The 21,140-nt window shown below is 38.8% G+C and carries 19 protein-coding genes, 1 pseudogene and 2 riboswitches; of the genes and pseudogenes, 4 read left to right on the top strand and 16 right to left on the bottom strand.

The window, feature by feature from the left end; translation table 11 throughout:
• Positions 1–16: 16 nt before the first annotated feature.
• The 8 genes and pseudogenes from BSO02S_RS09755 to BSO02S_RS09715 form a co-directional block, all read right to left on the bottom strand.
• Positions 17–841: an electron transfer flavoprotein subunit beta/FixA family protein gene (locus BSO02S_RS09755; RefSeq protein WP_066066084.1), complete on the bottom strand. Its 825-nt coding sequence runs from the start codon at positions 839–841 to the stop codon at positions 17–19.
• Positions 842–1,410: 569 nt separating this feature from the next.
• Positions 1,411–1,653 carry an aspartyl-phosphate phosphatase Spo0E family protein gene (locus BSO02S_RS09750; RefSeq protein WP_066066081.1) on the bottom strand — a complete coding sequence of 81 codons (243 nt, stop codon included), beginning with the start codon at positions 1,651–1,653 and terminating at the stop codon, positions 1,411–1,413.
• A gap of 227 nt (positions 1,654–1,880) precedes the next feature.
• Positions 1,881–3,268, bottom strand: a pseudogene (locus BSO02S_RS26300) (IS3 family transposase).
• An 84-nt stretch (positions 3,269–3,352) separates the two neighbouring features.
• Positions 3,353–3,886, bottom strand: a complete 534-nt coding sequence (locus tag BSO02S_RS09735) for a 1,2-dihydroxy-3-keto-5-methylthiopentene dioxygenase (RefSeq protein WP_066066072.1) — start codon at positions 3,884–3,886, stop codon at positions 3,353–3,355.
• A gap of 100 nt (positions 3,887–3,986) precedes the next feature.
• Complete coding sequence (locus BSO02S_RS09730) at positions 3,987–4,616, bottom strand: methylthioribulose 1-phosphate dehydratase (protein WP_066066069.1); 630 nt, start codon at positions 4,614–4,616, stop codon at positions 3,987–3,989.
• Positions 4,610–5,284 carry a 2-hydroxy-3-keto-5-methylthiopentenyl-1-phosphate phosphatase gene (locus tag BSO02S_RS09725; RefSeq protein WP_066066065.1) on the bottom strand — a complete coding sequence of 225 codons (675 nt, stop codon included), beginning with the start codon at positions 5,282–5,284 and terminating at the stop codon, positions 4,610–4,612. The genes BSO02S_RS09730 and BSO02S_RS09725 overlap by 7 nt, the downstream gene beginning before the upstream one ends.
• Positions 5,285–6,496 carry a 2,3-diketo-5-methylthiopentyl-1-phosphate enolase gene (gene mtnW / locus BSO02S_RS09720; protein WP_066066062.1) on the bottom strand — a complete coding sequence of 404 codons (1,212 nt, stop codon included), beginning with the start codon at positions 6,494–6,496 and terminating at the stop codon, positions 5,285–5,287.
• 75 nt (positions 6,497–6,571) lie between these two features.
• Positions 6,572–6,681, bottom strand: a riboswitch (SAM riboswitch).
• Between the two features lie 230 nt (positions 6,682–6,911).
• On the bottom strand, positions 6,912–8,090 hold the full coding sequence (locus tag BSO02S_RS09715; protein WP_066066059.1) for a pyridoxal phosphate-dependent aminotransferase: 1,179 nt from the start codon (positions 8,088–8,090) through the stop codon (positions 6,912–6,914).
• Positions 8,091–8,387: 297 nt separating this feature from the next.
• Positions 8,388–8,529, top strand: a riboswitch (SAM riboswitch).
• Between the two features lie 104 nt (positions 8,530–8,633).
• On the opposite strand from BSO02S_RS09715, the gene mtnK reads away from it, so the two are divergent.
• Positions 8,634–9,818: an S-methyl-5-thioribose kinase gene (gene mtnK / locus BSO02S_RS09710; RefSeq protein ID WP_066066056.1), complete on the top strand. Its 1,185-nt coding sequence runs from the start codon at positions 8,634–8,636 to the stop codon at positions 9,816–9,818.
• Positions 9,819–9,852: 34 nt separating this feature from the next.
• On the opposite strand, the gene BSO02S_RS09705 is transcribed toward mtnK, so the two are convergent.
• The 4 genes from BSO02S_RS09705 to BSO02S_RS09690 form a co-directional block, all read right to left on the bottom strand.
• Positions 9,853–10,437 carry a DUF2087 domain-containing protein gene (locus BSO02S_RS09705; RefSeq protein WP_066066267.1) on the bottom strand — a complete coding sequence of 195 codons (585 nt, stop codon included), beginning with the start codon at positions 10,435–10,437 and terminating at the stop codon, positions 9,853–9,855.
• Positions 10,438–10,542: 105 nt separating this feature from the next.
• Positions 10,543–11,661, bottom strand: a complete 1,119-nt coding sequence (locus BSO02S_RS09700; protein ID WP_096190962.1) for a PAS domain-containing sensor histidine kinase — start codon at positions 11,659–11,661, stop codon at positions 10,543–10,545.
• A 185-nt stretch (positions 11,662–11,846) separates the two neighbouring features.
• A complete protein-coding gene (locus tag BSO02S_RS09695; RefSeq protein WP_066066053.1) occupies positions 11,847–14,141 on the bottom strand; it encodes a thiamine pyrophosphate-dependent enzyme in 2,295 nt (764 codons plus the stop codon).
• Positions 14,141–15,154, bottom strand: a complete 1,014-nt coding sequence (locus tag BSO02S_RS09690) for a 2-oxoacid:acceptor oxidoreductase family protein (RefSeq protein WP_066066051.1) — start codon at positions 15,152–15,154, stop codon at positions 14,141–14,143. The genes BSO02S_RS09695 and BSO02S_RS09690 overlap by 1 nt, the downstream gene beginning before the upstream one ends.
• 348 nt (positions 15,155–15,502) lie before the next feature.
• Between BSO02S_RS09690 and BSO02S_RS09685 the strand changes: the two genes are divergently transcribed.
• On the top strand, positions 15,503–17,248 hold the full coding sequence (locus tag BSO02S_RS09685; protein ID WP_066066048.1) for a B12-binding domain-containing radical SAM protein: 1,746 nt from the start codon (positions 15,503–15,505) through the stop codon (positions 17,246–17,248).
• Between the two features lie 24 nt (positions 17,249–17,272).
• On the opposite strand, the gene ykzP is transcribed toward BSO02S_RS09685, so the two are convergent.
• The gene (ykzP, locus tag BSO02S_RS27525; protein ID WP_169802740.1) at positions 17,273–17,434 is read right to left on the bottom strand and encodes a protein YkzP; all 162 of its coding nucleotides are present in this window, start codon (positions 17,432–17,434) and stop codon (positions 17,273–17,275) included.
• Between the two features lie 131 nt (positions 17,435–17,565).
• Between ykzP and BSO02S_RS09680 the strand changes: the two genes are divergently transcribed.
• Both BSO02S_RS09680 and BSO02S_RS09675 read left to right on the top strand, forming a co-directional pair.
• Positions 17,566–17,919, top strand: coding sequence for a DUF3905 domain-containing protein (locus BSO02S_RS09680; RefSeq protein ID WP_066066045.1), 354 nt, complete (start codon positions 17,566–17,568; stop codon positions 17,917–17,919).
• A gap of 122 nt (positions 17,920–18,041) precedes the next feature.
• Entirely contained in the window at positions 18,042–18,245 is a 204-nt protein-coding gene (locus tag BSO02S_RS09675) for an alpha/beta-type small acid-soluble spore protein (protein WP_066066040.1), read from the top strand.
• Between the two features lie 43 nt (positions 18,246–18,288).
• On the opposite strand, the gene BSO02S_RS09670 is transcribed toward BSO02S_RS09675, so the two are convergent.
• From BSO02S_RS09670 to BSO02S_RS09660, 3 genes are all read right to left on the bottom strand, one after another.
• Positions 18,289–19,452 carry an anti-sigma-I factor RsgI family protein gene (locus BSO02S_RS09670; RefSeq protein WP_066066037.1) on the bottom strand — a complete coding sequence of 388 codons (1,164 nt, stop codon included), beginning with the start codon at positions 19,450–19,452 and terminating at the stop codon, positions 18,289–18,291.
• A complete protein-coding gene (sigI, locus tag BSO02S_RS09665) occupies positions 19,449–20,195 on the bottom strand; it encodes an RNA polymerase sigma factor SigI (RefSeq protein ID WP_066066035.1) in 747 nt (248 codons plus the stop codon). The genes BSO02S_RS09670 and sigI overlap by 4 nt, the downstream gene beginning before the upstream one ends.
• A gap of 290 nt (positions 20,196–20,485) precedes the next feature.
• Positions 20,486–20,953: a hypothetical protein gene (locus BSO02S_RS09660; protein ID WP_066066030.1), complete on the bottom strand. Its 468-nt coding sequence runs from the start codon at positions 20,951–20,953 to the stop codon at positions 20,486–20,488.
• Positions 20,954–21,140 lie beyond the last annotated feature (187 nt).

Below are 21,140 nucleotides of genomic sequence, written 5' to 3'. Positions count from 1 at the left end.
GACAAAAGATTCTTTATTATTTAGATGACTGTAGTGTAAACAGGTCCTTTTTCTCCTTCAAGACTTCCATGAGCTGGCCAACTTGCCCATCAGCAGAACCCTCTAATCTTTTCCCGCCTTCCGGCCGTGGAGGTGTAAACATCTTACCAACGATTGTTGGAGAACCTTTTAGTCCAAGCTGAGTACGTTCCACATTTTCAAGATCACTTACCGCCCAAATAACAGGTTCGTATCTTGCAGCTTGAATCATGTTTGTCATTGGCGAATATTCGATATCATTAATTTCCTTTTCAACCGTTAACAAACATGGCAGTTCCGATTGAATTAATTCATAGCCGTTGGTTAATTTCCTTTTAATTAAAACCGTGTTTTCCTTCAAATTGACTTCAGAAACTTCAATTACATTTGTTACAGGGGGGATATCCATTCTTCTTGCAATTCCTGGTCCAACCTGTCCTGTATCACCATCGATGGCATGTTTCCCGCAGATAACCATGTCCACTTGGAGCTCTTTGTTGATTCTTTCTAATGCTTTAGATAAAGCGTAGCTAGTTGCAAGTGTGTCCGCTCCTGCAAAGGCACGGTCAGATATTAGATAGCCTCTATCTGCACCTATTTCAATGCTCTTCTTAATAACAGCAGTTGCTTGCGGCGGTCCCATTGACAACACCGAAATCGTACCACCAGTTTTTTCCTTGATTTTTACGGCCTCTTGAACAGCATGGGCATCGTAAGGGTTTAAGATAGCTGGCGCACTTCGGCGGTCGAGTGTGTTTGTTTTAGGATTAATTTTGATGATTTTTGTATCGGGTACTTGTTTGACACATACGACAATGTGCATGTAGGATTTTCCCTCCTCCATATGATCTAAGAATATTGAAAGCGTTTGCCTTCGCGGGTTTAAAAAATGCCTTTATTAACGATATATGAATCGTAAATTAAGCATAGTACCAAATAATGATAGTTTTCTTTTTTTCTTTCTAATTAAATCTAAACCTAGAATAAAGTTGAAGGAAATACTAGTTGCGGTAAAAGATATGAAGTTGAATCGTGATGTTAATTTTCAAGTATAATGGTACTAATATAACTATAAGAAATATTGAGATATAAACAATGATAAAAATCACAGTTGCTGTCTAATCTTGTAGATATTCGGTAATTATGATTGGATTAATTGTGATAAGAAAGGTTGCTGGTGATTGAGAAGGTTAATTCTGGATAAATTCCTAAGGAATTTTCTGTTGGCGGTCGCTGCGCCTTCAAGGAGGGAAACACTAGAAAATTTGTACCTGGAAATTGGTTTTTACAATATACAGGAAGGTCTTCTTGTCGCTTTATTTTAAATAACTGTAATTAAGAAAAGGAAGACCTTCATTAAACCAAGTTTATCCGAGCAATTGAAATCGGATTTTACATTAATACTTTTGGCCAAATCATAATCATTTGTTTAAAAGCAAATTTCACTTCCTCATTTGGCCTAGAAGCTTGTCCTAAAACCCTTTGATATTTATTTATTAATTCATCTAGTTCTTGGCTGTATTTTATCGTTTCTCCGCTTGTGAAACCCAGTGTATTCGCACTGTTAATCATTAATTCCCTTTTGACCTTTATTTCTTCAATCATATCAGATGGATTATTACTATACGTGTACAATGTTATCCCCCTACTCATTACACTCTTACTGTAAACCACTAAAAAAGTAGACTACTTGATGAATTATGACAAGTATTTATATAAAAGTAAATACATTCGCAAAAGAAGACAAAACTTCCTATTTCTTTTGTTTTTCGACAACTTTTTTAATTCATTTCTTGTTTTTACGACAAAAAACCCAATAAAAAAACTGGCTTTGATCTGACCCCAAAAAGTTGGACACAATATTAAGCTACTTTCTCGGCGGTGAGAATCCTGTATTGAACAGGACTCTTGCCACCGAGTTTTTGTTTGATACGACTGTAATTATAATAATGTATCCATCTCTTGATAGAGGAAACTAATTCTTCACAGGTCTGATACCTGTATAGGTGGACCGTTTCGCTCTTAAGAAGATGAAAGAAGCTCTCCATTGCTGCGTTATCAAGGCAGGTGGCTTTCCGGGACATACTCTGGAATACTCGATGTTTCTTCAGTTCACGAACCCATTGCTGATTCTGATATTGGAATCCCTGATCGGTGTGGACCGTAGTCCGATAAGGCAGATCCGGCAAGTTGTCCAACGCCTCCTGCAAAGGCTTCAAGGCAAACTCCACTGTCGGATGTAGGCTCAAATTGAAGGAGAGGATTTCCCCTGAAAACAGATCCATCATAGGTTCTAGATACACACGGTGCTCCATGGACTGATCCCCCCAACGCAATTCGGTGACGTCCGCAGTCAGTTTCTGATAAGGTCTGTCAGTCATAAACCTGCGGTTCAGGCGATTCGGCGCAATGGTTCCTACAGTACCTTTATTCGAATTGTACTTACGTGTCTTCTTTCCGTAGGCAGTAGATTGCAGATTCTCCTCTTGCATGATTCTTTGCACTCTTTTATGATTCACATCAAACCCTTGGTTTTGCAGCTCCAAAGTGACACGGCGGTAGCCATAGGCAGGATTTTCTTCCTTGATTCTCTTTATTTCCTCTAGGGTGGCTTTCTCACCGGGATTTTCTTCATCATGAAGATGGTAATAATACACGCTCTTGGGTAATTTCGTAACCTCCAAGATTTCTGATAAGAGATAGGTTTGCCTTAACTCAGTGACTATTTGCGTTTGCTTTTGTCGGTATCCTTTGGTTCCTGAATTAAGGCCTTCATTTTTTTTAGGTATTCATTCTCTATCCGCAATAGCCGATTTTCCCGTTGCACTATTTCTAGTTCTGTAGGCGCCTGCTTCTTTGATTGCTTGGTATCCTTGGATTTCCTCTCCATCTTTTCGGAACGTCCTCTCTCACGAAACAACGCTCCTACGCCTTCTTTAGCGAATTTCTTTTCCCAGGTCCACACTGTACTTGCGGTAGAAATATTAAAATGAAGGCACGTCTCGTTTAAGGAAGCATTGTTGCTTTTCTTCCATTCTAATACTCCGAGTTTGAAGTTACCATCATAAACGATTTCAGGCGATCGAACGTTGAAGGCTTCAACACCATATTTCTCGTATCGGTGGACCCAGTTGAGTATTGTGGAGTAATCCTTTATGCCATATTTTTTGGCTAACGTGTCGGTCCCTATCGAGCTAGTCAGATAGTCTATAACTACTTTTTCTCTAAATTCACTTGAAAATTTGACCATAAAAATACCCCCAAAGTTGGACTTTCTTGTGTCCAACTTTGGGGGTTCACATCACTTGCAGAATAGCTGCAGCCAGTTTTTTTATTATGAATTCACTTCTTCTTTTTCGTAAATTGGTACCCAGCCTTCCGTTGTGACAAAGATCCTAACGGCAACAACTTTCCGATCTTCTTCAAGCGTAAAATAGTGCCTTGTATTTTCTGGTACGGAGATTAAATCACCGGGATTGAGATGGACCTCGAAAAACTCACTATCCTTGCCTTGAATCACAAATACACCATGCCCGCTTACAATAAAACGGACTTCATCATCTGTGTGATGGTGCTCATTTTTAAAGTTTGTAAGCAGGACGTCTAGATTAGGGGTATTATCAGATAATGAGATGACATCTTGAGCCTTGTAGCCTCTTCTGGCAGAGACATCTGCAATTTCTTTCGAAAATGTACTAAGAATTTCTTCTTTTTCCTTATCACTCAAAAGATACTTTTCATTGAGCGATGCTGGAAGTTTGCTAATATCCCAATTTTCATAAATGACTTCCTGTGACTCTAGGAAGCTTGCTACTTCCTCTTGTTCGTGGATTTGCTCTTCCTTATTTTGAAATGTAACATATGCCATTTTTTATCTCTCCTTAATTATATCTACTTTTAACTTTGATAATGCTCCAGCACCGGCGGCTAGTAGACTTCGCTAAACGGTCGCTTCCGCTTTTCTTATACTAAACAACCTTAAATAATTGATATGGTTTGTGTTCTAGCAAACGTAATTGGTAGCGAAATAGAAATTCCGAGGCTTCAAGGACTTTCTTTGCCTCAAAGGCATTCCTGCCCCATACTGTAATACCATGATTTCGAATCAAAACGGCACCAGTATCACCTAAGACATGTTCAGAAAACTTATTGGCTAGTGTTGGGATATGGGCATAATTTTGAATAATCGGCAATTTTAAAACCGCATCCTCTTCCCACATACCAAAGGCCTTGATCAACTCCTGGCCTTTAAAGGTAACCTCACCATTGTCACCATAAACCTCAGAGATGACGTTATTATCAATCGTATGGACATGGAGGCTGCAGCCTGCATTGGTCCTGCGGTATATTTCCACATGAAGCAGCGTTTCAGCTGACGGCTTCAAATGAGTTTCCTCAACTGCACTCCCATATTCATCGACAAGCAAAAAATCTTCGTCTGTCCGCTTGCGCTTATCCTTTCCACTTGCTGTCACCAAAAATTGAAGCGGATGGTCACTTACTTTGATTGCAAGGTTTCCGCTTGTTCCCATAAACCAATCACGCTCGGCCAGCTCATCCTTTACATCCGCTAATTCTGTCCATCTATCATTTAGCATGTTAACTCACCCACCTCAATTCTTTTCTTTATTTCCCCAATACAATCAAAAAACGTTGCAAATCCTTGATGGTTTATACCCCATTCCACACATTTTTCCTCCAGCAAATCTCTTGCTAAAACAAAGTCGGCATGCTTGGCGGCTTCAAGATCAGTTACCGAGTCGCCAATGACAATTTTAAAGCTGGCTTCATATTGATTCAGTTTCCTAATAATGCTCGGCTTACAGCAGCCGCAATCATTTTTACACAACGAATCACATTCATACGGCCAAAGAATCTTAATTGTTTCTCCTGAAAAATCAGATTCATTACAATAGATTCCATTAAACGGGGCATAATCCGCCAAAATGGGTTTAACAAAAAAGTCGATTCCCCCGCTTACGATATAGAGAGGAATTCCCTCCATGCGCGTAAATTCGACAAATTCTTTGAAACCTGGGCGGATTTTTGCGTTTTTAATAGCAAACGCAGTAATATCGTCCTTTAAGTTAGTAGGCAGTAAGGAAAATAATCTTCCCACTCCCTCATTGATGGAAATCTGCTGGGAAAGAATTTGATCCTTGAGTTTTAACCACTCTGGTGGGGCAAACTTTTCCATCAGGGCAATGATGTTATCACTCTCCGTTACAGTACCATCAAAGTCACAAAAAATTACAATTTTTGTCATTTATACTATCACCTCAGCATTGCCCCATAGCTGGAGTGCCTTTTTTAGCTCTGGGAACTGTTCAGCACCCTCAACAAGCATCTTCCCTTGGAGATTGGTTTCAATCGCCTGCCGGAAGGCACGACCGCCGCCACGAGCTCCTTCTGGATGTCCATGAATCCCTCCGCCTGCGTTGATGACAGAATCAATCCCAAAATCACGAATCAACAATGGAACCAACCCTGGATGAATTCCCGCCGATGGAACAGGAAATGACTTTTTAAAGATATCTTCTTTTGTTAACGCACCGGCAATCGCGAGTGCAGAGGGTTTATCTAATGCCACTGTTCCATAAGGAGATGGGAACAATGACAAATCAGCTCCGACATAGCGGAGGAGCTTCCCGAGTAACAAGGAATGGGAAAAGCCATATTCAAGGGAGGAGGTGAAGGCACCGCTGACAGCCGGGTGAGCCATAAGCGGTAAAGCAATTTCCTCGTCTTCTCTTAATTCCTGGAGAATATCTAAGCCATAGGAAAATACATTAAACAATAATAAATCTGCTCCAAGCTCAGCAGCCTTCCTGGCCTTATCCCTTAGCTGTGATGTTCTGCCAGTTAGGTTTACTGCGTATAAGGTCCGGTGTCCTGTCTGTTCCTGTACTTCTTGTAAAACTTGTTTTCCGGCCACAATTCTTTTTTCAAACGGTGTTAGCTCATTTTCAAAAAGGATTTCATCATCCTTCACAAAATCAACACCGCCAAGGGCTTGCTGCTTTAACTGCTGCGCTAAGAAGGTGATGTCTTTACCTAACACTCCTTTAAAAATGCTCATCAGAAGTGGTCTGTTATAGACGTTTAATTTCTCTCGAAGACCGTCCATTCCATATTTTGGTCCTGGAAACTGACTCTTTAATACATCATCAAACTGCAAATCTAGTAATTTTATTTTTCCATCCAATGAAAGTTTTCCAAAGACAGTGGTTAAGATGGCAGGTAAATCATTCGAAAAATTGAGCGTTGGATAGGCAATTCGTATAAGTGATTGATCCTCTTTTTCAGACGTTAACCCCTCAATCGAAACCACCCTGCCCTTATGCTTGCGTAATTGGCTTTGCTCTAATTCAGGCAGGTTTGTCCATGAACCAACCGTTAATCCAAGGGCAATTTCCTCAGCCTTTTTTTCAGGATTTTTTTCATCATGTAGTAAATATGTAGCTATTAATTCAGACATTCTGTCACTTCCTCACCTGTAAAATGCAAATAAACCTCTTCGAATAAGAAGAGGTTAGTATTCCTTACTAACACCTTCTTATCTGTCAGCACCTAGGCTGCAAGAATTAGCACCGTGCTTAAAACTAGTTTAAGTCGGTTGCCGGGCTTCATCGGGCTTTTCCCTCCGCCTGCTCTTGATAAGAAAACGATCGTATTTATTCACTTTTTCAGAATTGTCCAGCTCCAGCGCCCAGCGGCTAGTGGACTTCGCTCTTTTCCCTACGATAAGTCAAGCACGGATGCGCTCCGCTCTCCGTGTTTCCTTTATCTCAGTCGAAGCGCTCCAGTCTATACGCCGCTTAACGGGCGCTTGCGCTTTTCTAAGTTATTAAACTTTATTTTGGATTATCCCAAGAAAAGAATAAATTGTCAACCTATTTTTTAAAAATTTCTAAACAACTAATTCTTCTGACAGCTTCCACTAACCGTTCCTCAGATGATAATAATCCCACACGGACATAACCCTCACCAAATTCTCCAAAACCAATACCCGGCGCTGCCATTATATGTGCTTTTTCAAGGAGAATATTCGAAAATTCCTCCGATGAAAGCCTGTCTGGTACCTTTAGCCAAGCAAAGAATGAACCTTTTGGGGCCGTGACATTCCAGCCAATTGAACGAAGACCATCAATTAAAACATTTCTTCTCCGTTCATAAAGCTCGTTTAATTCCTTCACACAATTCTGCGGGCCAGTCAGTGCTTCTGCTGCAGCCTCCTGCACAGCCCCGAACAAACTAACATACAGATGGTCCTGAAGTAGTTCAATCGCCGAAATCACGCTTTCATTTCCTACAGCAAAGCCAACTCGCCAGCCGGCCATATTATAGGTCTTGGACAGTGTATAAATTTCTATCCCCACATCTTTTGCTCCATCTACCTGCAAGAAGCTCAATGGTTTTTCACCATCAAAGCCAATGGCTCCATAGGCAAAATCATGGACTATACTAATATCATTTTCACTGGCTAGCTTAACTGTTTCCTCAAAAAATTCTTGTGTAGCCGTAGCCCCAGTCGGATTATTAGGATAATTGAGGAACATTAATTTCGCCTTTGATAAAACTTCAGGAGAAAGTTCGTGAAAATCGGGCAAAAAATTATTTTGCTCTCTTAATGGCATCGTAACCATTTCCGCTTTTGCAAGGGCGACTCCAGACCAATAATCTGGATAGCCTGGATCAGGAACGAGAATGGTATCACCTGGATTTAACAAGCACTGGGGAATTTCGACCAATCCTGCTTTCCCGCCAAATAAAATGGCCACTTCTTTAGCCGGGTCAATGGTTACCCCATATTCTCTTAAGTAAAAATCTGCAGCTGCCTGTTTTAAGTACCCATATCCCTGAAATGGCGAGTATTTGTGATTCAGTGGATTAGCTGCCGCTTCCTGCAGCTTGGCAACAATATGTGCCGGTGTTGGCTGATCCGGATTGCCTTGACCTAAATTTATGACGTCATGTCCTTCGGCAATATATTCGCCGACCTTCTTAACGAGCCCGGCAAAAAATTGCTTCGGAAGACTATTTAAAAGTTCTGATGGCGGAAATTGCTTCATCATTCTCACCTGCTTTATTCTTTTTCGTATTTTGGGAATTTCTAATCACAAATGATATAACTTAAATAACAGCATGTAAAGGAAAAATTCCTAATGGGGGGAAGATTCGTGTAATTGAAAATTTCTTGCTTACAAATAGATATCGCCTTTGGTGACCCATCCAAAAACCAAGAAGTAAACTGTTTTTGAAAATCGAAAACCATGGTTTTATAAATAATCTTTCAAAAAATATTGACACTTTTCTTTTAATACTGTTATAGTGTTTATCAGATTAAAAGAAACTGAAAATTATATTTACTCTTATCACGAGCTGGCTGAGGGATTTGGCCCTTTGAAGCCCAGCAACCGACCTTAAATCCATTGTGAAATGGGGCGCAAGTATTTGCGCATGGCACGGTGCTAATTCCAACAGAAGGATATTCTTTCTGAGAGATAAGAGGTGCGATAGACATAGTCTTCAAGCCTCTTTCAGATGAGAAAGAGGCTTTTTTAGTGCTTTTGGGCACAATCCAAGCCTCTATACCAAGGAGGAAAAGAAAAGTAATGACTCTACTAAAACAAACATCTTACCAACCGTTAACCGAAGCAGCTGCCATTCAGCTAGCCTTAAGTTTAAATATTTTTACTGAAAATGCAGAATTAGTCTGCAAGGAGATTGGTGATGGCAATCTCAATCTTGTTTTTCACCTTGTGGACGAACAAGCCGGAAAGGGACTTATCATTAAACAAGCACTTCCCTATGCAAAGGTTGTTGGTGAAAGCTGGCCATTAACGCTAAAAAGAGCAAAGTTCGAAGCAGATGCCTTAAAGATTTTTGGACAAATTGCACCTGCTTATGTGCCAGAAGTATATTTCACTGATGATATACTTGCTATAACTGTAATGGAGGACCTATCCCATCTTTTGATTGCTAGAACAGGAGTTATTAAAGGGGAAACCTACCCGCTTCTTTCTAAACATTTGGGTGAATATCTGGCGAAAACTTTATTTTTTACGTCTGATTATGGTTTAGGTCTATCTGCAAAAAAAGAACAGGTGCAAAAGTTTATCAATCCGGAGCTTTGCAAGATCACAGAGGATTTAATTTTCACAGATCCATATTTTGATGCGGAGACAAATGAATTCGAGGATGGCTTACGCGCGGAAGTTGATGCCCTTTGGCAGGATGAAGAGCTGAAGTTTCATGTAAATGTCTTGAAAAGAAGCTTTTTAACGGAAGCAGAAGTCCTCTTGCACGGTGACTTGCATACTGGAAGTGTTTTTGCCAATAATGAGGAAACAAAGATCATCGATCCTGAGTTTGCGTTCTACGGCCCTGCTGGATTTGATATTGGCCAAGTCATTGCGAATCTACTTTTCCAGGTAATTGTTAACGAGTCAAAACGTGATTTATTTATCAATCATATTGAAACGGTCTGGATTGTTTTTGAAGACCAATATACCCACTTATGGAACACAGAAAATAAAGAAATATTAGCAAAAACCTCGACATTCTTAAACTACCAGCTTTCAAAATTCTTTGAGGACGCCCTTGGCTTTGCTGGCTGTGAATTAATTAGAAGGACAATTGGACTCGCACATGTTGCAGATTTGGACGGTATTGAAGATGAGCATAAAAGACTAGCTGCCAAGCGTAAAACGCTGGAACTAGGGGAAGTCCTTATTAAACAACGAAAAGAAATTAACAACCTCCCCTCTTTCATCTTCAAAGTAAAGGGTGTATTGTAACATGGGAAAAAGCAATCCAGATTGGATTGCTTTTTTATTCAGGTTTATCCCACATTTCCTCTGGGTTTAGTTCATATATACCATTTTCGCGGTACATGTAATGATTAATAATAAACTCCCGGCGAATGGTAGCGTAATCTTCATGAAATTGTTTGATATACTCGTTTAATACTTTTTCCTCATACTTTTCACCTATCTTCAACCCACGAATCATACGCTCAAACACCATTAATTTCTTCTTTCTTTGCGCAGGAATATTTTTCAGTTTCCCTTCTTTTGTAAAAAAATTCTCATAAACTTTTTGTCGTACTAAACTAGTTTCCACCATCTCATCCAACTCCTTTCCTCCTTTTTCTATTAACCGGGTTAGCACATGAGCCTGCTGCTTAATCATCGCTGTGTTTAAATAAAAATAAATTGTATTTTTATCTCTTCTTTCATAAACCACATGGATATCCCGTAACTTTTTCAAGTGATGTGAAATGGTAGGGGCAGTTAAGCCAAGCTTTCCCGCAATCGCCTGCCCATGTAAAGGCCCATTTGCTAGAATCGCAACAATTCTCACCCTTGTTGGGTCACCCATCGATTTATAAAAGGCTACTAACTTATCTAACTGAATCAACGACCTCACCCCATGGATTAGATATACATCTAATTAGAAGTATATCTAATTTAATATTTTTTTGTCAATAATTTAAAACACTTCCAATGGAATGGAAGTGTTTTAGAGATTGCTATTATTCAGGTTAATTGGTAGCGTTATATAAAATATCGCCCCTTTCCCTTCCTCACTTTCAACTCTTATATTTCCTTTATGTTCATCGATGATCCGATAGCTCACCATTAAACCAAGCCCAGTACCCCTTTCCTTTGTTGTATAAAAGGGTTCGCCCAGCTTTTTTATCTTTTCTTTCGATATTCCTGTTCCATCATCTTTAATGCTTATTTGAATTTGCTGATTCTCCACTTTCTGTAGAGTAATTGTTATATTCCCACCACTCGGCATACCCTCGATGGCATTCTTAATTAAATTAATAAATACCTTTTTCAATTGATTGGGCTCACAAAAAACAAGTGGAAGCTGTTCATCATAGTTAGTGAAAAATTGGACGTTATAAAGTACAGCTTGCGCATTCAAAAGATCAACGGTTTCCTTCATAATCTGATTGATGTCTTTCTCCTGGAACCTAATTGCCTGCGGTTTTGCAAGGGCCAAAAACTCGTTAATAATTGAATCAATTCTCGCGAGTTCAGTGGTAATAACCTGATAATACATCGAATGCTCTTTCGTAATATTTCCCTCGAGTAATTGGATAAATCCTTTTAAGGCTGTCATGGGATTTCGGATCTCATGAGCAATTCCTGCCGCGAGCTCCCCTATCACATTTAAAGTATCTGATTTTCGCAGATGCTCTTGCATTTCCACTTTTTCCGATACGTCCTTAAATACTGTAAAATTCAACCCCTCAACAATTTCAAGTTTTGATGAGTATTCAAAATATTGCTTTTTACCATCTTCTTTATCAAACATGATGGTGGAATTGCCATGCCCATTATTAAGAACGTGTTCAATATGCTTCAGTATTTCCTGCTTATTCTTTTCTTGATGAGAATAGGGATCGTAAATCTGTTTCCCTATTAATTTTTCCCTTGAAATACCTATCATTTTTTCAGCGGCACAATTGATATCCACGATGCGATGCTGGTTATCCCAGAGAATGAGTCCATCAATGGAATCCTCAAATATTCGTCTGTACTTTTGTTCGCTCTCTCGCAAATCAGTTTTTCTTTTCTTCAGTTCACTAATATCAAGGGGTAAAGCATCTCCCTGATTTAACTGCATCTCCACTTAAAGCCACCCCACGAACATCTTAAATTAGGCAATAATATTTACTCATATATTCTACATAAAGCGCGGAATATCCTTTTCGCTTGTCAAGCAAATTTTTCAGCTAACCAATTTCGTGAACATCCGCGGCAAAACGCAAAAAACGCAAAGCACATACTTGCACTTTGCGTTTAACATTATTATAGCATTGGGTTTTCATCTTTTGCTTTTAGACGCTGCCATCTTTTTTCCACTTCTGCCTCAAATTCTTTTAAAATTGGTTTATTTTCATCTTTTAGAAGATGTCTGGTTTTACCCATGTATTTTAACCAATCCGAAAGCGGAATACGTTTATTCTTTTCTTCCGGGTTGTACGTAATTGTTGTAACACCTTGTTCCACTTCATAAAGCGGGAAGAAGCAAGCATCTACCGCTGCCTCGACAATTTTTGTGCCGTAGCGGTCATCAGATTTCCAGTTTAATGGACAGGTGATAAGAATTTTTCCATAAACCGTTCCAACATTTTGGGCATACCACTGTGCTTTTGCACCTTTTTTAACCAAGTCTTGTGGGAAGGCCTCAGACCCGGTAAACACGTATGGCATATTTGTCGCTGCCATGATTTGTGCTGTGTCTTTATGATGGAAGGCTTTACCTCGCTGTTTTTTCCCTACACCGGATGTACTTGTCATATGCCCCATTGGCGTAGAATAAGACATTTGTGAACCTGTGTTCATGTAGCCTTCATTATCGTATTCAAGCATGATCAATTTATGTCCTCTTAGTGCCGTCCCTATCGCAGAGCCCATCCCAATATCCATACCGCCGTCACCAGTAATCATCACAAACGTCGCATCATCAGAAACTTCGATTTCACCGCGGCGTTTTAATTCCATAAATGCTTCTAGTGTACCTGATAATGTCGCTGCACCATTTTGGAACAGATTGTGCATCATCGTTTGCTTATGTGAGGTACTTGGATAACCAGTGGTAGTTACATAGGCACAGCCTGTTTGGAATAGAGTAACAATATCCCCCTCTATTCCTTTAAAGAATAACTCGAGACCAGCAAATATTCCACAGCCTGGGCATGCTCCATGACCCGATGCGATTCGTTTTGGTTTTCCAGTCAACGCACGAAGCGGCGGGATTTTTACCTTCAATTTATTCGTTTCTTCATCCATCTTCACATCAATTAAACCTGTTTTAAAAACATCTCCGTGCTGTGGCAAAATGACAGGCTTAAGGATTTTTTCCGGATTACCAGGAATGTGGCCATAGTAATCGAATGGCTTTTCAGCGAAGCCCTTTTCCATGGCTTCAATCGCCATTTCAAAGAAATTTTGTGCATCACTTGCATAAAAATCCTTACCGCCAAGACCGAATACGCGGCTTAACACAATCGTTTGGTTGTTCTTGTCATCCTGCAGGGCAGATTTTACTTCATGTGTTAAATTAGGGCCATTTGCACCGTAGGAATCGGCCCGTTCACCAACTAATAATGATTTCACATTTTTAAGGGCCGCGCGTATTTCCTTCGCAGGGAATGGACGGATAATATTCGGGCTGATTACCCCTGCTTTAATTCCTTTTTTACGTAACTGGTCAACAACATCTTTAGCTGATTCTGCCGCGGAGTTTAAAAGGAATACCGCCAATTCTGCATCTTCCATTTTATACAAATCCAGAACAGGATATTCTCTTCCTGAAATTTTCGCGTATTCATTAGCAATTTCTCTAAAGACCTCACCAGCATTATACATCGCTTCGGATTGCTGGAAGTGATTGTTAATGAACTCATCACCACTCATATGGGCACCGATGGTCACAGGTTTTCTAAGATCCCTTACAAAATTATAGTCTGTAGGACATTCACCAACAAATTGTTGCACAACTTTACGATCCTTAAAGTATTCCACCCTGCGTTTTTGGTGTGATGTGAAGAAACCATCATAAGCCACAATAACAGGTAAACGCACTTTTGAGTGTTCAGCAATTTTTAGTGCCATTATATTCATATCATAAACGGCTTGAGGCGTCTTTGCTGTTAAAATAACCCAGCCGGTATTTAAGGCGTAATAAAGGTCAGAGTGATCGCCGCGAATATCAAGCGGCCCGCTGACTGCTCGTGTAACAAGGTTCATTACCATTGGAAAACGAGTTCCTGATTGAACAGGCATCTGTTCAAGCATAAATAAGAAGCCATTTGCACTCGTTGCATTAATTACGCGCGCACCTGTAGCAGCAGCACCATAGCAAATACCCGCAGAACCATGTTCACCATCCGCTGGAATTAACTTAATATCATGCTCACCGCGCGTCTTCATTTGATCTAAAAATTGCGCCACCTCTGTTGAAGGTGTAATTGGGAAGTATCCCATAATATGATAATTTATTTGAGCGGCTGCCATTGCAGCCATTTCATTTCCTGATTCAAATGTTGAAACCTGTTCTGCTTTACTTTGAACTGTTAATTTATCTTCTAAAATCGCCATTATTGAATCCCTCCTGCAATATAAGGAAAGTTTTGCTTCACGCGGTTTTCATCAGCATACCCGAGCATTTCACGAAGGTCGCCTAATGCATCGGTTGGGCATGCTTCCACGCATTTCAGGCAGCCCTTACAATATTGGTAGTCAATTCCTTTAAGAAACATTTGTTTCCTGCCGCGCTTATCTTCTCCTTCTTCCCAAACAAAACAAAAATCCGGGCAAACATTATCGCAGGCAGCACAATGAATGCATTTATCTAGTTGGAACTCGGGAAGAAATCCTTGTCGAGAACCGCTTAAATCTTTAAAAATACTATTTGCCTGCGAGACCATGACACCGCCGATTTCCTGGGTCATATAGCCAAGAGACGGAAGCGGGCGTGTGAAAGCTTTCCCTTCTGCTCCATCCGGCACTTCATACGTTTTAAATTGAACTTCATTATAGCCACGATCAAAGGTGCGGACATTTGGTTCAACAAGATGCGGATATTTCTTTGTAAACGTTTTTCGAATTACATCTCTCATTGATTCCGGATCTAGAAAATCACAAATACGATATAATGCACCAAGCATCGCCGTATTTACTTTTGTTTTTTCCTCAACCGCAATGGTCAGGGCATCAACAATTGCTAGTGTACCGTTTTCTAGCTGTAAATCCTTTTTAACTCCATCAAAATCTCTTGCTGTATTTACCAAGACAATCCCATCAGCATTCAGGCCGCTGACAACATTAACCGTTCTATATAATGCTTCATGAAATACTCCAACAATATGTGGTTGTTCGATTGGACTATGATCTCTAATATCTACATCCGGTTCACAAAAACGGATGAAGCTCTTTACTGGAGACCCCTTTTTTTCAGACCCGTAAGATGAAAAATTAGATCCTTTCAAACCAAGACTTAAAATACCTGCCTCAGCCAACATTTTACCAGCTAGGTTCGCTCCTAGACCGCCAATTGATTCTAAACGGATTTCAAAAAATCCTAGTTCATTTTTTTTCGGTAAAATAGACATAATGTCCCTGTCCCTCCCCAATTTCGTTCAAATAATTACCCAAAATAGACATAAGAATTTAACTTCCCCAAAGTTATTGTAGAGCAATAGATTTTATTAAGCTGTGACAAATGTTAAACATCTTAGAAAAACATTTGAAACACATTAACCTGTTATCTACAAACCGTTAATACAACTGACTTTTTCGGACGCACCAATTATATAACAGGGTATTACCTGTAATATAACAGTACTAGTTATATTAAGACATTTATTAATGAACCTTAAGAAACAGTTTGTTAACTATTAAATTGGTCTAAAATAATATATAATTATCCTTTGTTTCATTAAAGAAAAGGGAGTTATTCTATGAATGTCATTTGTTCAACTTTGAATGCTAAATATATACATACTAACTTAGCGATTCGTTATTTAAAGGCTTATGCCGCCCCGGAATTTAACATCCAAATCAAAGAGTACACCATCAAAGATCCCGTAATGAACATTGTCTCAGACCTTTATCAACAAAAACCGACGGTGATTGGATTTAGTTGTTATATCTGGAACATTGAAGAGACACTCAAAGTGGTAAATATGCTTAAAAAAATCGACCCTTCCATCCTTATAGTTCTGGGTGGTCCTGAAGTATCCTATGATACGACTGAGTGGATGAACAAATATCCGGATGTCGATTTTATTGTACTCGGTGAGGGTGAACAAACCTTTAAACAGTTACTTACGGAAATCGAAAGGTCCCATAATTATCGCAATGTCCATGGAATTGCCTATCGGCACAATGGTGAAGTACTGCTCACAGCGCAGATGAATAAGCTTGATCTTAAGGAGCTCCCATCACCGTACCGCTTTTCAGAAGATCATGCACATTTAGGCAAACGTGTGACCTATATTGAAACTAGCCGCGGCTGTCCGTTTAGCTGTCAATTTTGCCTGTCATCGATTGAAGTTGGGGTACGATATTTTGATAGGGAAAAAATAAAAGAAGATATTCGCTATTTAATGGCAAACGGTGCGAAAACAATTAAGTTCGTTGACCGTACCTTTAATATCAGCAGAAGCTACGCCCTGGAGATGTTTCGCTTCCTGATTGACGAGCATCTTCCAGGCACCGTTTTTCAATTTGAAATAACCGCTGATATTATGCGTCCAGAAGTAATTGAATTTCTAAATCAAGAGGCACCAAAAGGGCTCTTCCGCTTTGAAATTGGTGTTCAGTCTACCAATGACTTTACGAATGAGCTTGTTATGCGGAAACAAAATTTTTCTAAGCTCACTAGAACCGTCACATTGGTAAAAGAAGGCGGCAAGATCGACCAGCATCTCGATTTGATTGCTGGGCTGCCAGAAGAAGATTATTCATCTTTCCGGAAAACATTTAACGATGTTTTTGAAATGAGGCCTGAGGAATTACAATTAGGATTTTTGAAGATGTTGCGCGGAACAGGGGTACGCCTTCGAGCTGCTGACCATCAATATATTTATATGGATCACTCCCCCTATGAAATATTAAGTAATAATGTCCTTTCCTTTGACGATATTGTTAAAATTAAACAGGTTGAGGATGTGCTAGAAAAATATTGGAACGACCATAGGATGGATCATACTGTTGAATACTTAGTAACGAACGTTTTTCCTTCACCATTTGATTTCTTCCAGCAGTTTGGATCTTATTGGGATGAAAGGGGCTGGTCAAGAATCGGCCACCAGCTTGAAGATTTATTCCGCCGGCTGCACTCCTTTCTTGAACAAATGTCAGTCGAAAATCTTGATGTGATTTTAGGACTTATGAAGTATGATTACCTTAAAAACCATAAATTCAAGCCAAGAAAGCCATGGTGGGGACCTTCCTTTGATAAAGGTGCACGGGCAAAATTATATAAACAAATCCTCGAGGAGCCATCACTTTTAGGTATTGAATTCGAGGAGCTGCAAATGGATGAAAAGGAATTATTTAAGCATACGATGCTAGAAGAGCTCTCCTTTGATTTAACAAGATATTTAAGCACAGGAGAAATTGACAAGGATCCTGTTTGTTTATTAGCTTATTTTGATCCAACAAATGCGAGAACCCTCATTTTTTCATATAAAGAAAAATAAGCCGGGCAATGCCGGCTATTTTTTTTACCCTTTTCCTTTTTTCCCTAACTTGGAATTACGGTTTGCAAACCTAATGGCATTGTTATTATCAGTAAATTCTGCTGAAAATTCACTTTCTTGAACATTTTTATGAGGTGTCTTTGTATATTTTTCCACTGCATCGAATTCAGCCTTTCGCTTTGCCATGAAGTATTCCTCCTTTATTTTTTGTGACCTCTTTAGTTTGAAACAAATTGATGGTAATCAAACATTCCTTATTTTTCATAAATAAAATTATCATTCATGAAGAAAATAAAGAAAAACAGGAGTGAGCAGATATGAAAAGGCAAAAAAACAAACAGACCCTTGAGCAATTAACGATAAACGAAACAATGCCACATCAAATTAATGCTCCAACCTTTGAAGGGACCGGTATCAAAATGGAGGCGCCTTTTGTTAACAAACAAGGTGTGACCATCGGTGACAGCTTATATGCCTCTGATAATTCCCCTTTAGAAAATTGGTCAAAGGATACAGATCCGGCCATCATGGCGGGTGACGAATGGGTTCATCCTACGAACGATATTGGCTGGAACACAACCGAAAATCGTGAGCTGTTAGAGAGTAAAAGAAAACCCCAAGCCTACCCGTTCATGCACCCCACAAATGATGTTAGCAAGGGAACAGATTAAAAAACGTATTTTTTTTATCCAGTTCCGAAAAACATTACCACTTATGAAAATGGGGTTCATACTAAATAATACTTATACAGAGGTAAAATTATCTCTGTATAAGTTATAAGGAGTTGACTAAAATGGCTAATAGCAGTAACAAATTGTTAGTGCCTGGAATTGAACAGTATTTGGATCAAGTGAAATACGAAATAGCTCAGGAATTTGGCGTCCATTTAGGTTCTGATACAGTTTCAAGAGCAAACGGATCTGTGGGTGGCGAAATTACAAAAAGACTTGTCAAGCAGGCACAAGCGCAAATGTCCGGACAATTTACTAAAGAATAATTTAATAAAACATGGAAAAAAGTCCGGTATTCATACCGGACTTTTAATTACTTCTACGTTTTTCGTTATTATGTTTTTCGTTATTATGTTTTCCGTTATTACGTTTTCCGTTATTATGTTTTTCGTTATTATGTTTTCCGTTATTATGTTTTTCGTTATTATGTTTTTCGTTATATTTTCCATTATGTTTATTGCGATGTTTCCCATTTTGTTTTTCGCCATGTTTTGTTTTTTTATTTTCGTTTACGTTTTCCTTTTGGTAAGATTGCTTTTTTTGCTTCCCCTGGTCGTGCTTTAACTGTTCTTCTTTCTGTTTTTTCAGTTGTCCTGGGGGCATCTTTTTCCAGTCGTCCCAGCGTTTTTCCTTTTGTAATTTATTTTCAGGTATTCTCTTGTTTTGAACAGACTGGTTCATTATTTGTTTTTTTAATTGCCCTGGTTGGACCGTTTTAGCCGGTCTCGACGGAAGACCATTGCCTTCCTGGTTGTTCTCAATGGTCCTTACCTTTTCTTTACTTCTTTTCTTTAATGCTGACTGGATTTTATTTTCTTGGTATTTACCCGCTGTTATACCAAGTTCATGTGCTTTTTTAAGTTCTTTTTCCGTACTTGTTAATAATGTCAGCTCTAAATGCTGATTTTTTACTGTCTCTTTAATTGCTTGCATATTCTGTTGGAACTTTTCTTCAACATTCTTTTCTGATTCCTTTGTCCTTGCAGTAGAAATTATCACATGTTCCTTCGTTTTCAAAAAGCCTTCATTTTTCATTTCCGCTAAAATAGCTTGAGTAACTCTAGAAACATCCTTATTTCTCCAATTATCAATTTGTGAAATAATCTTTTTTCCTTCGTTATTAAAACCAGTTAACTCTACAACCTGCATTTTTTTATTAACACCAAGCTCAATACTCGGATTCACATCAATGGACATATAGGCATAGGCCTTATTATTTTGATACATGGGAATAAATGATCCAAGGAAGATAAATAGTGCAGCTATGACAGCCCAAACCGATTTTAGCTTAAACAAATTCTTTAAATAAGAGATTAAATTGGAAGATGTTTTCATGCTTACAATCGGAAAAAATTGTATTTCTTCACCAATTATATATGGCTGATTGAGTCGCTTAGCATGCAGAAATTCACCTTCGGGGGTTAAAAGCGTTAAAATGGCCTCATCTATTTCCATTATTATTCCCTTTTTCATGTATCGAGCACCCCCTTTAGATAATCCTTCATATAAACATAATCACTCGATAAAATGAGTGCGATAGCAATAATATATTTCCGATTCCGTTCTATGGTCTTTCTACTGACATCCACCCTTTTTTCAAGCTGCTTTATCGGAAGCCGCTTATTGCTAAATAATAATTCCTTTAACTCATGATCCTCAATTAATATTTTTGCGGCAATCATCGCATTTTTCCGTGCATCTGAATGCTTGGGGGAATTCTCAACTAAGTCGCTAAAGCTTAAACCAAAGGTGGTCAATAATGATTGAAATTGAATAATTTCATCTTTCCTTAATTGCTCGTCATTTCTTTTATTATAATCATCAAGAGATAGCTCGTTAACAATAACTGACCCCGCTGTTTCTTCTTCATGCGACGTATTACTTAGGTCAATACTAATATGTTGATGTTTAGTTTGTTTACGAATATAGTCAATTATCCTTCTTTTTATGATCACTTCAGAAAAACTTAACAGGGAACTTCCCCGCTCGGTCGAATATTTTTCAATCGCTTCATTAAACGCGATAAGGCCAATGCTAAATTCATCATCGGTTTCATAAATATATCGTTTACATACGGAAGAAACTGTTTTTGCAATAAATGGTTTATAAGCATCTATGATTTCATTGAGCAGGAACTTGTCACCTTGTTGAATTAAGAGAACTGATTCCTCCAACGTCCTTTTTTTCTTCTTGGCTACAAACAATAAACTTAGCATTCACTCACCTCTATTCGCCCAATTATAACATAAGTACGGACCTTTGGACTTTAGAGGAGTTGAGCAAAATGAAAGATTAGCACCAAGAACGGCTTACCAATCTAATTTAATGGCACAAAAATAATGAATTTTCACATGCCTAAATGCTGTATTTTTAATTTCCTTTCTTTTTACTACATAGTTACGTTTCCTCTTAAACAGTTTATGGGGGTTTATAAAAAAAATTTCCCAACATAAAAAAGCTTTAATCCTCGTCTAACAAGAATTAAAGTCTTTTTTTATCTGACCAATTATCTTTTATTAAAAGTGAAGGTCAACAAATATTTTATTAAAAATCCGATCAGTAGGCCTGGGATTAAAAATAGCATGGGTACAAAAACTGGACCTAGGTGAATTTGAAAAAGCATCACTTTAGGGGATAGCATCAAACCAACTGTGACAAAGTAAGCACCAAAGACAAACGGTAAATACGTGTATTTTTCATTTGCAGGCATGGCTGAACGATAACTATCCCACATTGAAAACATATAAACACACGGATAAAACATGACCCATTGGTAGTTCATGACCGCTTCGGCCTTGTCGATTTCTCCTAAAAAGCTGTACATGATTGCCTGGTTAAAATGGCCATTAGCATTTATTATGAATTCTAAGGCCACAAACAATATTCCTTTAATGTATTGACCCATTAATAATTGACTAAAACCAGGTAAAGCAATATTCCATAAAACGGCTTCTAATCGGCTCATCTCTTTCATCAAACAATCCCGCTTCTCAAGGCAAATTTAAGAATGCAAAAATACTTCTCCACTTAGCTTGTCCAGTTTAATACCAAAAAATAGCAGGGTAATTCGTTATTTTTTCCCAACTTAAGAACAAAAGGCGCAAGCGGCCGTTTAGCGGCGTATGGACTGGAGCGCTTTGGCTGAGATAAAGGAAACACGG

Origin of the sequence: Neobacillus soli NBRC 102451, from assembly GCF_001591665.1 — a bacterium.
Classification (GTDB): domain Bacteria; phylum Bacillota; class Bacilli; order Bacillales; family Cytobacillaceae; genus Neobacillus; species Neobacillus soli.
Note: the sequence above shows the minus strand (reverse complement) of the source record. Positions and strands in the feature narration are given on the sequence as shown.

Excerpts from the sequence above, each read along its gene's own strand:
- BSO02S_RS09755 (WP_066066084.1), bottom strand. The coding sequence starts at position 841 with ATGCACATTGTCGTATGTGTCAAACAAGTACCCGATACAAAAATCATC.
- BSO02S_RS09735 (WP_066066072.1), bottom strand. The coding sequence starts at position 3,886 with ATGGCATATGTTACATTTCAAAATAAGGAAGAGCAAATCCACGAACAA.
- BSO02S_RS09730 (WP_066066069.1), bottom strand. The coding sequence starts at position 4,616 with ATGCTAAATGATAGATGGACAGAATTAGCGGATGTAAAGGATGAGCTG.
- BSO02S_RS09725 (WP_066066065.1), bottom strand. The coding sequence starts at position 5,284 with ATGACAAAAATTGTAATTTTTTGTGACTTTGATGGTACTGTAACGGAG.
- mtnW (WP_066066062.1), bottom strand. The coding sequence starts at position 6,496 with ATGTCTGAATTAATAGCTACATATTTACTACATGATGAAAAAAATCCT.
- BSO02S_RS09715 (WP_066066059.1), bottom strand. The coding sequence starts at position 8,090 with ATGAAGCAATTTCCGCCATCAGAACTTTTAAATAGTCTTCCGAAGCAA.
- mtnK (WP_066066056.1), top strand. The coding sequence starts at position 8,634 with ATGACTCTACTAAAACAAACATCTTACCAACCGTTAACCGAAGCAGCT.
- BSO02S_RS09700 (WP_096190962.1), bottom strand. The coding sequence starts at position 11,661 with ATGCAGTTAAATCAGGGAGATGCTTTACCCCTTGATATTAGTGAACTG.
- BSO02S_RS09695 (WP_066066053.1), bottom strand. The coding sequence starts at position 14,141 with ATGGCGATTTTAGAAGATAAATTAACAGTTCAAAGTAAAGCAGAACAG.
- BSO02S_RS09690 (WP_066066051.1), bottom strand. The coding sequence starts at position 15,154 with ATGTCTATTTTACCGAAAAAAAATGAACTAGGATTTTTTGAAATCCGT.
- BSO02S_RS09685 (WP_066066048.1), top strand. The coding sequence starts at position 15,503 with ATGAATGTCATTTGTTCAACTTTGAATGCTAAATATATACATACTAAC.
- ykzP (WP_169802740.1), bottom strand. The coding sequence starts at position 17,434 with ATGGCAAAGCGAAAGGCTGAATTCGATGCAGTGGAAAAATATACAAAG.
- BSO02S_RS09680 (WP_066066045.1), top strand. The coding sequence starts at position 17,566 with ATGAAAAGGCAAAAAAACAAACAGACCCTTGAGCAATTAACGATAAAC.
- BSO02S_RS09675 (WP_066066040.1), top strand. The coding sequence starts at position 18,042 with ATGGCTAATAGCAGTAACAAATTGTTAGTGCCTGGAATTGAACAGTAT.
- BSO02S_RS09670 (WP_066066037.1), bottom strand. The coding sequence starts at position 19,452 with ATGAAAAAGGGAATAATAATGGAAATAGATGAGGCCATTTTAACGCTT.
- sigI (WP_066066035.1), bottom strand. The coding sequence starts at position 20,195 with ATGCTAAGTTTATTGTTTGTAGCCAAGAAGAAAAAAAGGACGTTGGAG.
- BSO02S_RS09660 (WP_066066030.1), bottom strand. The coding sequence starts at position 20,953 with ATGAAAGAGATGAGCCGATTAGAAGCCGTTTTATGGAATATTGCTTTA.